Annotated in this window: 10 protein-coding genes, 1 tRNA gene and 1 rRNA gene; 5 read left to right on the forward strand and 7 right to left on the reverse strand. The window is 48.8% G+C overall.

Annotated features, from left to right (window positions below; translation table 11 throughout):
- The 4 genes from KDK13_RS03060 to KDK13_RS03075 form a co-directional block, all read right to left on the reverse strand.
- The coding region (locus KDK13_RS03060) for a DUF4145 domain-containing protein (protein ID WP_257283381.1) at positions 1 to 962 on the reverse strand (962 nt) is incomplete at its 3' end.
- Positions 963 to 1306: 344 nt separating this feature from the next.
- Entirely contained in the window at positions 1307 to 1759 is a 453-nt protein-coding gene (locus tag KDK13_RS03065) for a terminase small subunit (protein WP_257283383.1), read from the reverse strand.
- A gap of 223 nt (positions 1760 to 1982) precedes the next feature.
- Positions 1983 to 2059, reverse strand: a tRNA-Arg gene (locus KDK13_RS03070).
- 256 nt (positions 2060 to 2315) lie between these two features.
- On the reverse strand, positions 2316 to 2612 hold the full coding sequence (locus KDK13_RS03075) for a hypothetical protein (protein WP_257283385.1): 297 nt from the start codon (positions 2610 to 2612) through the stop codon (positions 2316 to 2318).
- A gap of 286 nt (positions 2613 to 2898) precedes the next feature.
- Here KDK13_RS03075 and KDK13_RS03080 point away from each other — a divergent pair, with 286 nt between their 5' ends.
- On the forward strand, positions 2899 to 3333 hold the full coding sequence (locus KDK13_RS03080; protein ID WP_257283386.1) for a cytochrome c5 family protein: 435 nt from the start codon (positions 2899 to 2901) through the stop codon (positions 3331 to 3333).
- A gap of 22 nt (positions 3334 to 3355) precedes the next feature.
- Here KDK13_RS03080 and KDK13_RS03085 read toward each other — a convergent pair whose 3' ends face one another.
- On the reverse strand, positions 3356 to 4315 hold the full coding sequence (locus tag KDK13_RS03085; protein WP_257283388.1) for a universal stress protein: 960 nt from the start codon (positions 4313 to 4315) through the stop codon (positions 3356 to 3358).
- Between the two features lie 184 nt (positions 4316 to 4499).
- Here KDK13_RS03085 and KDK13_RS03090 point away from each other — a divergent pair, with 184 nt between their 5' ends.
- The 3 genes from KDK13_RS03090 to KDK13_RS03100 all read left to right on the forward strand — a co-directional run bounded on the left by KDK13_RS03090 (position 4500) and on the right by KDK13_RS03100 (position 8562).
- Positions 4500 to 5615 (forward strand): polyamine ABC transporter substrate-binding protein, encoded by a 1116-nt coding sequence (locus KDK13_RS03090; RefSeq protein ID WP_257283390.1) that lies wholly within the window; start codon positions 4500 to 4502, stop codon positions 5613 to 5615.
- A 132-nt stretch (positions 5616 to 5747) separates the two neighbouring features.
- Complete coding sequence (locus KDK13_RS03095; protein ID WP_257283391.1) at positions 5748 to 6995, forward strand: EAL domain-containing protein; 1248 nt, start codon at positions 5748 to 5750, stop codon at positions 6993 to 6995.
- Between the two features lie 151 nt (positions 6996 to 7146).
- Positions 7147 to 8562, forward strand: a complete 1416-nt coding sequence (locus KDK13_RS03100; RefSeq protein WP_257283392.1) for a DASS family sodium-coupled anion symporter — start codon at positions 7147 to 7149, stop codon at positions 8560 to 8562.
- Positions 8563 to 8618: 56 nt separating this feature from the next.
- Here the strand turns inward: KDK13_RS03100 and KDK13_RS03105 are convergent, their stop codons facing one another.
- Complete coding sequence (locus KDK13_RS03105) at positions 8619 to 10022, reverse strand: DASS family sodium-coupled anion symporter (protein WP_257283394.1); 1404 nt, start codon at positions 10020 to 10022, stop codon at positions 8619 to 8621.
- A 386-nt stretch (positions 10023 to 10408) separates the two neighbouring features.
- Between KDK13_RS03105 and KDK13_RS03110 the strand changes: the two genes are divergently transcribed.
- Positions 10409 to 11626: a hypothetical protein gene (locus KDK13_RS03110; RefSeq protein ID WP_257283395.1), complete on the forward strand. Its 1218-nt coding sequence runs from the start codon at positions 10409 to 10411 to the stop codon at positions 11624 to 11626.
- Positions 11627 to 11686: 60 nt separating this feature from the next.
- On the opposite strand, the gene rrf is transcribed toward KDK13_RS03110, so the two are convergent.
- Positions 11687 to 11802: ribosomal RNA gene (gene rrf, locus KDK13_RS03115) — 5S ribosomal RNA — on the reverse strand.
- Between the last annotated feature and the right edge of the window lie 115 nt (positions 11803 to 11917).

Below are 11917 nucleotides of genomic sequence, written 5' to 3' on the forward strand. Positions count from 1 at the left end.
TCCCAGAGGTAAATATCGTAGCCGTTGGTATAAAAGATGACAGGGCGCTGACCGTACTGCTTTTCCAGCCAGTCGGCATATAGCTTGGCCTGGGTACGACCTTTTTCTGCCACCACCTGGGTACGTTTGGCTTCCACGACAGCTAACGGTTTACCAGTATCATCCCAAAGCACGTAGTCTGCGTGACCATCGCCACTTTTGGTGGGTTGTTCTTTGACCGGATGCTCCTGGGTAACCTGGGCCGTATCCTTTATACCCTCAGCGACATCCCAACCGGCAGCGATCAGGCGAGAGTCGATCAGGCGACGACGGGTTTCGGCTTCATCCAGCTCCAGAATATTGGCTGCCTGCTCATTCTTCTGACGCAGAGCCTCCATCCTTTGCTGGAACTCTTCGGCTTTTTCTTTTTGTAGCTGCAACTCACGGAGAATACCCATTTCCCGTTGCTGGGCAACTTCGAGTTCTTCCTTTGCTTTTTCCAGTTGGGCCTGTTTCTGCTCCAGCTCTTTCTTGGTCAGCGCGGTATCCGTCTGATCTGACGAGGCCTTGGGTAACTGGAATTTAGTAATGTCGTCTGCATGCCCATTGCCATAACGCAGGTAGATCCATGCACCCATGATGAAGGCTTCTTTCAACAGCCACCGGGCATCATTCACCTTGATCGCATCACCATGAGCAGCCCGGTTACCATGAATACGAATGGCATCCATCTTCACCTGAATGGCCTCGGGAATCGTACTTTTAAAGGCATCCGCCTTCATCAGGTCATAGAGACTGGAACGATACCCTTCAGGCAAACGCTCCTGACGGTAAAGCCACCGGATAATCAACTCAAGATAGTTCCGGAGCTTGACCAGGCAGCTCTCAGGATCAGTGTGGACATATTCTTCTGCCTTACTCCCCAGGTTGGCCAGTTCCGGCCAATGGGTGCGTAGCATTTCAAAGTTCAATGACTTCTGCATGGCTGACCATCTTATAATCAGAGTGCCTGCCAGGCGATCACGGCAGGAAAATAGACGACAAAGAAAATATTGTATCCACAGGCTGCCCCGATATTCCATACCGAAATATGCTAACTGAGCGGAAGATGCCAAAGGCCAGGCTAACGAGGTCTGTTCTTAGAGGGATTTCTGCGCAAAAATTTTTTTCAGCCGTCGTGACATTAGAGAGGCGGGCAAAACGGGGAAATGATTTCCCCCCCCACCCGTTATCACTGGCAAAGTGTGCATGTACCACCCCTCGATCGCTGACTAAGCAGGCGTGGGTGTCAAGTCCGGCATATGGGGGGACTCCCCCCCCTTGCCAGTTAATACTCACTGTTCAGCCAGTTGCTGTCCTGGACCTGTTCAACATGATCTTCAGGGCGATCTTCCGAATCGAAAATCTGGATAAAGTTAATACGGCTCTCTTCCTGAGCCTTTTGCTGATAGTCTCCGTCCATCTTATTCAGTTCAGCAATGGCGGTCGTGGCAGCTCTCGGGTTTCGCATCCGTAAATCGCCCTCTGGCGTTTCGATCACTTCACTACAGAACTGGGTAATCTGCCAAAGCTTCGCCCGTTTGTCCTGGGCAGTGATATTCAGCTCCCGACTGAGCTTATTCTGACGAGCCCGAATTTCGGTAGAAATGTCAGCATTTGTTAACAGGCGACATCCCTGTACTCTTGCAGTCTTAGGACTATAGCCAGCGGCAATGGCTGCTCGGGTCGCATTCTGGTCAATCAGGTACTCATCAACGAAGCGGCGCTGTTTGTCATTCATGGCAATCATCCTTGAAGGCATTTGAACCATCATACCATGCTATCTCTGAACTAAAGACTCGGTAGATATAAGTCAGCAGGCGTAGGATGCGGGAATAAAAATCGGTAGGCTTCTGAACAGTAGTCTAGAATTGCTGTTTCCACTTGTTACTGGAAATATAGTGGAAAAAGAAATTTGATTGATTTTAACGAAGAGAAAACAGGAGATAAGCAATTGATTTTACTGGCGCACCCGAGAGGATTCGAACCTCTGACCTCTGCCTCCGGAGGGCAGCGCTCTATCCAGCTGAGCTACGGGTGCACTTCCAGAGCAGCAGACAGCGGCTCCAGCGGTTGCCAATAATACTGGTACACCCTTGGGCTGTCCATGATTTTTTACCCCTGACTGGTGCCAACTGAAATCAGCCCAGTCCCTGACCTGCTGCCATCATGTTGAATTGAAGAACCTGTGGGCTGTAAGCATGGCTCTGCGAGCCTTGGGCAATGCCATTTATAACGGCAAATCCGTGTTGACCAAGCGGCACTTGTTTCTGCTGGAGTGGGTTGTTTTGTGGCTGTTACTTCTGGAGGTGGTTGACAATAATGGCAAGGGTGTCTTCGATCTTGTCAAAGCGCTCACGGGTTTCTTGCTTAAAAGCCGTTTGCTCTGACTCTAACCGGTCAAAGCACTCACGGGTTTCTTGACGGTGCAGTTCAAGATTTTGTTGAAGCAGTTCAAGATTCTGTTGAAGCAGTTCAATATTCTGCTCATGCCTTGCACTGTGCAGGAACAGCTTTTGCATGCCGTCTTGAGTATTTTTAACACTGATCTCTATGCGACCAATGGGATCATCGCTATGTCTGTTGTAAGCCATGAGCACACCTTTTATTATTGGAAAAACAGATTAGCAAAATCTGATCAGGTTGCCACATAATACAAGAATTACCGAAATCAACACCGTACAAACCGCTGTTTCAGGAGTGCCAATTGATCTATAATCCCATTGCCTAGAATAATTCGGCTACACAGGCGACAGCATTTAAGCGAGTAGCCCTAAGTTACTTTCTTATCAGCTCTGGCAATATCAGCGCTTGCAACGCCTACAACAAGATAGCCATTAATCGCCTTAAGAGGACAAGCGAGTGTCACGGGGAACCCATATGCGTGCTTTGATTCTGTTGGTCGGGGGACTATTAGCCTCGTTGGTCTTTGCCAAATCGGCTGCAGACCTTGATTCAACCACCCGCGGTGAGATAAGCGAGCGTCTTGCTCCTGTAGGCTTCGTTTGTCTTGCCGGTGAGGAGTGTGCCAGTGCTGCCGGGATCGCAGCCAGTTCCAGCAGCGGCCCGAGAAGTGGCGATGGGATTTACAACCAGTTTTGTGTGGCCTGTCATGGTTCTGGCCTGTTAGGTGCTCCTAAAAAGGATGATACCGCTGCATGGCTAGCTGCTGAGAAGGTCGCGGGCGGGTTCAGCAATCTGCTAGCCAATGCCATCAACGGTATCCGCAGTATGCCTGCCAAGGGCACCTGTATGGATTGTTCCGATGAAGAGATCAGTATTGCCATTGAATACATGAGTGGTCTCAAGCCCTGAGCTATTCCTTCGAATTTGATGTTCAGCCGCTGGCAGTGCCTGCCAGTGGGCTGACGAATCCTTCCGGCTTCACCGCCAGTATTGAGCAGTAGATACTGTTCATGATGTTCTCCGCCGTATTCCCCACCAAAATGCCTTCCTTATGACGCCCGAGCGTGCCCATCACAATCACATCAACGTTCAGCTCATTGGCCAGTTGCTGGATCTCGGTTGCCGGGTTGCCCCTGAGTAGATGAATGGATACCGGCTGCTGTTCATCATTCTCAGCCACGCCGACTTCCTGCATGACTTCCTGTAATTTGTTGTGGTAGCGCCGCTGGGTTATTTCCTGCAATTCATACAGTTCTTCATCAGACAATGTTTTCAGGGAACGCCTTCCCAAGGGCACATTCCAGACACTGACCAGATGCAGCGCGGCCTTTTCCTGGCTGGCCAGATAGACACCGTATTGCAAGAGTGTGCGATTCAAATCATGGGCATCGGAGTCCGGATCACCGGCATCCACCGCCACCAGGATTTTGCCATTTAATTGTGGGAGCTGATCCCGGTCGGCCATCATCAAAATGGGAACCGGGCATTTTCTGAGCAACGCCAGGTCATTGCCGGTTAACTGCTTACGGGTGAGCGCACCACTGGCATCCGCCAGCTTGATGACCAGATCAATATGATGTTCTTTTATTACCTTATGGATGGCTTGCCGTGGCCGTCCGGGAACAATCAGTGTCTCAGCTTCAATCCCCTGCTCCCAGGCCATGGCCTTGAGCCGCTCAAGCTCATCCTCCAGTTGTTGCCTGAGGTGGTCTTCCAGCTTTTTTTCCAACGGGACAAATTGCAGATGATTCAGCGTTTCCAGACTCTGATCGAACAGGGCAATCAATAATGTGGCCCGGTTATCCAGAGCCAGTCGAAAGGCCTGCTGTAACTCCATATCTGAGGTGTGTTGCCGGGTAACCGCCAGAAGAATCGAACGAAAAGCATGCATCAACGTAGTCTCAAACCGATAACAACCCTACTCAGTATCGCAGGAATTGGTCACCCTGCCAGATATTCTGCTGATAACCCCGGAATTGTGCAGGCAACCGACAGAAACAGACTTGTAGAACAATGTTACTACTATATAATTTCGCTCCCAATTATTTCCCTTGCAAAAGGTTCACGGCACGTTTATGAAACTGATCAAGAGAACGTTCATCGTCGCCGCACTGCTCTGTGCTGCCCAACTCCAGGCCTCAGATAATTCTTCAGGGAATAAGGCTGAGAAACTTTATTTCTATAACTGGAGCGATTACATCGCCGAAGACACCGTCAAGAACTTCACCGATAAAACGGGCATCGACGTGGTTTATGACGTTTATGACAGTAATGAGGTACTTGAAGGCAAACTGCTCTCCGGACGCAGCGGCTTCGACCTGGTTTCTCCTTCCCACGATTTCTACAAGACGCAGATTCGAGCTGGCGTCTATGAGCCGCTGGATAAGTCCAGATTGCCCAACCTGAAAAATCTTGATCCCGTCATTATGAAGGCGATCTCCGATAATTTTGATGAAGGCAATACCTACGGTATCCCTTACCTCTGGGGAACCACCGGTATCGGCTATAACAAGGCGGCAGTGGAAAAACTGCTCGGCAAGGACGCCCCGGTGGATAGCTGGTCCCTGATCCTTGAGCCTGAGAATATGAAGAAGCTGCAGCAGTGTGGCGTGGCGTTCCTCGACGCCCCAAGCGAAGTGCTGCCTTCTGTGATGGCTTACCTCGGCATTCCCGGCGACAGTCTGGATATGGCAGATTACAAGCAAGCCGTTGCCAAAATGAAAGAGATTGCCCCTTACATTGCGTACTATCACTCTTCCCGCTCCCTGTCTGACCTGGCCAATGGCGATATCTGTGTAGCCCTGATGTGGTCTGGTGATGCGATGATTGCCCGGGATCGGGCCAAAGAAGCGGGTAACGGTCTTGATATCCGTTATGTCGTTCCCAAAGAGGGTGCTGCCATGTGGTTTGATATGCTGGCAATCCCAAATGATGCGCCTCACAAAGATGCAGCCCACGAGATGCTGAACTATCTGATGGAGCCAAAGGTGATCGCTGATGTGACCAACTACGTTACCTACAGCAACCCTAATCCGTCGTCTGTACAGTTTGTGGAACCGGAAATCGCTAAAGATCCAGGTGTATTCCCAAGCGATGAAACCATGGAGAATCTTTTTGTTTTCAAAGAACTGCCATCTAAACTGAAGCGTTACATCACCCGCGAGTGGTCCAGGATAAAATCTGGAAACTGATCTTTCAAACCGTTATCAGAAGTGTCTCCCTCTGATAACGGTTATGTTTATCCAATAAACACTGAAAAAAACAACCAGCACTGCTCAATACGCCATACTTTACTGATGGAGTCATTTTCCCTCGACCGGTATATGGACATTACAATCACCTCTCTCAGTATCCTGATTCTGGAAGACCATCCCTTTCAGCGGATGGTTGCCGAACAAACCGTTTCAGGCCTTAACGTTGGCACACTGTTTACTGCACAAAGCAGTGAAGAGGCTCTGACATTTCTGCAAAACACCGGGGCCGTTGATATCGTCATCTGTGACCTCGATATGCCGGGCATGGACGGTATTCAGCTTATCCGCCACCTCGCAGAGCAGAAGCTTGCCCGGGGTGTGATTGTTCTCAGCGCCATGGAGGCGGCTTTAGTCCGAATTGTTGGCGATATGGCTCAGGCTCATGGCCTGGTGGTGCTGGGCCATATTCCCAAACCCATGTCCCGTACCCGCCTTAGAGAGTTACTGGAGTTTTACTGTTCTCAACAGGCTGAGAATAAAGCCTGTCCCGTCACATCCAGAGAACTGATCTTTGATGAAGACACGCTTGAGAAAGCCATTGATGACAACCAGTTCGTACTTTACTACCAACCAAAGGTATTGCTGAAGAGTGGGCGAATGATCTCTGTTGAAGCCCTGACCCGCTGGCATCATCCACAAGTCGGCGTTATCAGCCCGGTCCACTTTATCCCCATGATGGAGAGTTCTGGCCTGATAGCCCCCATGACCACAAAAATGATCGAACTGGCATTGGATCAGATTCGAATTTGGCGTGCACAGGAAAGAAACATTGCCGTTGGCATTAACCTTTCAGCTGCTGTTCTGACCAATACCAACCTGCCCGACATGCTGATTGGCAAGATGCGCGATTTGAGCATTCCTCCAGAACTGCTGACTCTTGAGATTACCGAAAGCAGCCTGATTCAAAATGCAGCGCTTTCCCTGGAAACCCTGGCCAGACTCAAGCTCAATGGCTTCTCGCTCTCCATTGACGACTTTGGTACCGGCTATTCCAGCATGCAGCAGTTAAACCGAATCCCGTTCAGTGAGCTGAAAATTGACCGTTCATTTGTCTCTAATGCCTGTAATGACAAAGCCCACAAAGCAATTGTTGAAGCCAATATCAGCCTGGCACACAAGCTGAATATGCAAACCGTTGCAGAGGGAGTTGAAACACTTGAGAGCTGGCAGTTACTGAATGAACTGAATTGTGATCAGGCGCAAGGCTACTTCATTGCCAGGCCCATGCCCGCCGATGAGATTCCCCGGTGGGAGCAGGAGTGGCTGGCAAGACAGCCTATTATCCCTCCCAAGCCGTGTATCAGAGAAATGCGTTAATCAGGCGGTCATGCCCGTTTTACTGCTTAAATTCCATTCATTATTTTAAAATGATTTTTTTATTGACCTGCTTCAGTAAGTTTGTCGTGCCGTTGATGCATCATAAAAATCACTAAGAATTTTAAACGTTTTTTTGCATCTTAAGGGTTGAATGTCGTCTATGTCGCGAATTCTCAAGCTATCGCTGATCACAGCCTCTTTCCTCTTTCTGTTTTTCATTCCCGCTGAATTTATCCCTATTGCCAACATCACCGTCGAACAACAACGGGTGCTTGCCATTTTCCTGATGGCGACATTGCTATGGGTCTCCGAGGCAGTGCCAGCCTATGCAACGTCACTGCTTATTCTGGGCCTGCTGTCCATCCTGGTTTCAAATACCAGCCCATACTTCCTGAGGGAAGCGTTGGCGCCGGAGGAAATGCTCAACTATAAAGAAATTCTCAGCAGTCTGGCAGCACCGGTTATTGTGCTTTTTCTCGGGGGCTTCTTCATTGCCATTGCTGCCACGAAATACAAACTGGACATCAACCTGGCCAGGGTATTGTTAAAACCCATTGGCAGTGATTACAAGAAAGTGATGCTCGGCCTGATGGGAATCACCGCCTTTTTCTCCATGTTCATGAGTAATACCGCAACAACAGCGATGATGCTTACCTTGCTGACGCCATTGCTGGCTAACGTTGATACCACGGATAATGGCGTGAAGGGGGTTATTCTTGCCGTACCCATTTCAGCCAATATTGGCGGTATTGGTACTCCCATTGGTACGCCACCCAATGCGATTGCTTTTCGCTATTTAATCGGAGAGCATGCCATTACCTTTGGCGAGTGGATGCTGTTTGCCATCCCCATGGCCGTGGGATTAATCATCATTGCCTGGGTACTGCTGCGTAAGCTTTACCCGGGAAACATCAAAGAGCTTGCCGTAAAAATTGAATGCTCCTTTGAACAATCGCCAAAAGCCTTCCTTGTTTATGCCACAACCGCAGCAACGGTGCTCCTGTGGACCACCTCCAGCATTCATGGCGTAAACTCATACACTGTCGCCTTGTTGCCGGTTATTGTTTTCTCCCTTTCAGGCATTATCGATACCAACGACATTAAAAAGATTAACTGGGATGTACTCTGGCTGATTGCCGGCGGTATTGCCCTGGGTTATGCCCTTGAGAAAAGCGGCCTGGCCCGTGCCATTGTTGAGACCATACCCTTCGACACCATGGGCACCTTTGTCGTGCTATTCCTGATGGCCACCGTATCCATGGTGATGGCAACCTTCATGTCAAATACCGCCACAGCGAACCTGCTCATGCCAATTGCGGTTTCAGTCGCTACCGTCCTGAGTGGGCTGGAAAACTATGGCGGCATCAGCCTTATGGTTATTTGTGTCGCACTCTCAGCATCAATGGGGATGTCATTACCCATCAGCACACCGCCCAATGCCCTTGCCCATGCGACCGGCATGGTAAACAGCAGGGACTTTATCAAAACCGGCAAATTCATCAGCACCATCGGTGTTGTTTTGATCTTTTCCGTCATTACCCTGTTGGGTGTGATGGGTTACTTCTGATGAACCGCCCGCTATTTTGACAACCCCGGTCTCGGGGTTGTCATTTTGCAATCCCCTTAAAAGAAGCCCATCCAGGTCATCAGCATCAACACGGCAAAGATCAATAGAACCCCCAGCGGACTTAAAACCCGGGCTGTTTTGATAAAGTCCCTGGTATCCACCAACCCTGTGGCATGAGCCAGGGCGTTGGGCGGTGTACTGATTGGCAGGCCCATCCCCAGAGAAGATGCCAGGGCAACCGCAGTACCAATCACAACCAGCCCTCCCAGCTCTTCAATACTGGCCACAGAAGTGGACATGGAGATGGCGATAGGCATCAACAGGTTGGCCGTGGCCGTATGAGACATGAATGTCGCCATAATCATACACAGCACGCTGATACCCAGAATGATGGTCACCGCACCAAACTGTTCAAATGGCACCATACTGACAAGCAACTGTGCAAGGCCAGACGACGCCAGCGCAGTACCAATGGCAATACCACCGGCAAGCAGCCAGAGCACATCCCAGCTGATTTGCTTCAGGTCATGTTTATCCACAATGCCACACAGGCTGAATACAGCAACCGGAATAATGGCGACGGCATAAGCATTAATGCCATGAACGCTGGAGAACATCCACAGCAGGATGGTCAATGCCATGGTGATATAAACAATGTACGGCTTCAGCCCTCTTTCAAAGCGGCCATCAATCCGCACATCCAGATCGCCACCGTTGGAGGGGTACATCTTCTGCAGCAAACACCAACTCAAAGCAATCATAATGACGGTAATGGGTACTGCAAACAGCATCCAGCCACCAAACGACAGTGCATGCTCACCGACAAAGTAACGGAAGGCGATGGCGTTAGGAGGCGTCCCGATCGGTGTCCCCATACCTCCCAGGTTCGCGGCAATGGGAATACTCAGGACCATAGCGCGACAGCCCGGGTCCTGACTGTCCATGCGGGACACCAGTGGTGTCATGATGGTCAGCATCATGACGCTGGTTGCTGTGTTACTCATAAACATGGAGAAGATGGCCGTAATGATCATCACCCCCAGCATCACAATTTCGTACTTCTGGCCAAAAGGCTTTAACAAAATACGGGCCAGGTTAATATCAACTTTATACTTGGCACAAGCCAGGGCAATAAAGAACCCCCCCAGGAAAAGGACAATGACAGGTGATGCCAGACTATTGAAAATAGTCACATAGTTCAGCATATCTTCACCAAGGCCATCTCTTAGCGGAAACGGTGCGCTGTTTGAAGTGGTCAAAATCAGCAGCATAATAATCAGAAGGGACGTTGCAAACGCTGGCACGGCATCACTGACCCACAACAGGGTTGCCAGAATAAAAATGGCCATTACCCGCTGCTGCAAAACTGAAAAGACACCTTCGGGAAAAACCATTTCCGGAAAGCAGAATAGCCCCAGAAAGATAATTGTTATAGGGACAATCTTTTTAAGCGGAGTCATTTAAAACATACCGTACATGAGCCAATAAAACCGGGTGGTGTACTTAAATAGCCGCAACGCCGAAACTGATCCTAAGAAAGCAGGCATTATCTTTGAATGGCTGGCTGGATGAGACTGTTAAGTTATTCAGTACAAAATGCCGGTTATCATCGCCTAAAGCCAAAACACACCCTATTCAGGAAATAATCTTGCTAAAGATAAATTGAAAATTCCCTGAGCCAGATCATATTTGGATAATCTTTTTCAACATGCACAAAAAGTAGCAAAAAAAGATAAAACATAAAAACATCCAGCTTTATCTGTTGATAACTAACTGTTAAATCCTGAAAAAATATGAACTTTATTATTAATTCTTAATCCAAGTATTAAATTAATTATCTATATCAATGAATGTTAATTCTCAGATCATGATTTCACTAAACACGAATCACGCCACGCACAACCCAGATCCTGTTTCACTTGATCAGAAAGAAGATGCAAACAAGGCACTACCATGCACCAAAGCAGCCCCGGGTCCGTTAGTGAAACACGAAAGAAAGTCCCTGCATGAATACAGTGTCCAAAAAAAAGACAAAAGCCATGGTGCGCATGGACACGCACAACCCGGGAAACCAATCTCAATCGAACAAATCAATATAGTATTCAGACAGTTAGCCGCAATAGGGGAATTCAGTGGCTTAATTGCGCACATGGAAGAAAATAGTGATGCCATTGATATCAACGGAACCAGCTCTAATGGAAACACTGCCCTGCATTGGGCATCCCAAAGAAACCATAGGGTGGTAGTCAAAACCCTGCTGTCACGACCGGACATTAATATGACTGCTGTTAACCATGCGGGCAAGACTCCGGCCCAAATGACTACAGACCGAGATTTAGCCGACCTTATTCATGCAGCTGCCCACTCATCATCATCGTCATCCATCAAATATGAATCAAAAGTACCAATTGAAAGAGTGTTAGGAATTATTCCGGCCCCTGGCCTATTGGTATTGGATTTAGAGTTATCACACCATTCTACACGGGCTGAAACGCTCAGCCTGCAGACTATGCAGCAACGCTTCAAAATTTCCGAAGACTTCTTAGCCATACTCAAAGCACTGCACCCCTCTGTGCCACAAAAGGGTCAAATAGTCGAATTGGCCTGTGGTGCAAGCCACAGCGCAGGGAGATATCATGAACTATACGGACAGGACATTCACGTCTTTGGCGTGGATGAAAGCCCGATAAACATCAAAGAGTCAGAGTATTACGTCGAGCGAATGAAGGAGTTTGGAATGGACTTGCAATTCCATATTGGCTGCCCCTCTGTTCCTGACCATGCCTGGCCTGAAACGGTGGATCTATGTGTTCTGCGCAACCCGCCGCTGGCAAATACATCCCGAATACATAACATTATTAATACGGCAGCTGACCAATGTAACCAGCTACTGATAACAAGTTTCAACAATTCTTCCCTGGAAAGGATAATTACACTTGCGAATGATCAATTTACTGTAGAGAAGAAAATCCACAGGGATGGTCATGTACCATGGCCAGAACTGGGTGCCTTTGACTCAAATGCAGTCTTACTCAAACGAAGGGACAGTCCTTTCACGCGGTAAATGCATGTACCAGATACAACAAACCCCCGATAGCCTCGCTACCGGGGGTTTATATTTTATGCCTGAAGATGACCTACTCTCACATGGGGAAACCCCACACTACCATCGGCGATGCATCATTTCACTGCTGAGTTCGGGATGGGATCAGGTGGTTCTAATGCTCTATGGTCTTCAGACTAAACTGGTATCTTCGAGCTTTTCGCTCAGAGATTATAAAATATGGTGCCTGGCGATGACCTACTCTCACATGGGGAAGCCCCACACTACCATCGGCGATCGGTCATTTCACTA

This window comes from Endozoicomonas sp. SESOKO1 (assembly GCF_024606265.1).
GTDB lineage: Bacteria > Pseudomonadota > Gammaproteobacteria > Pseudomonadales > Endozoicomonadaceae > Endozoicomonas.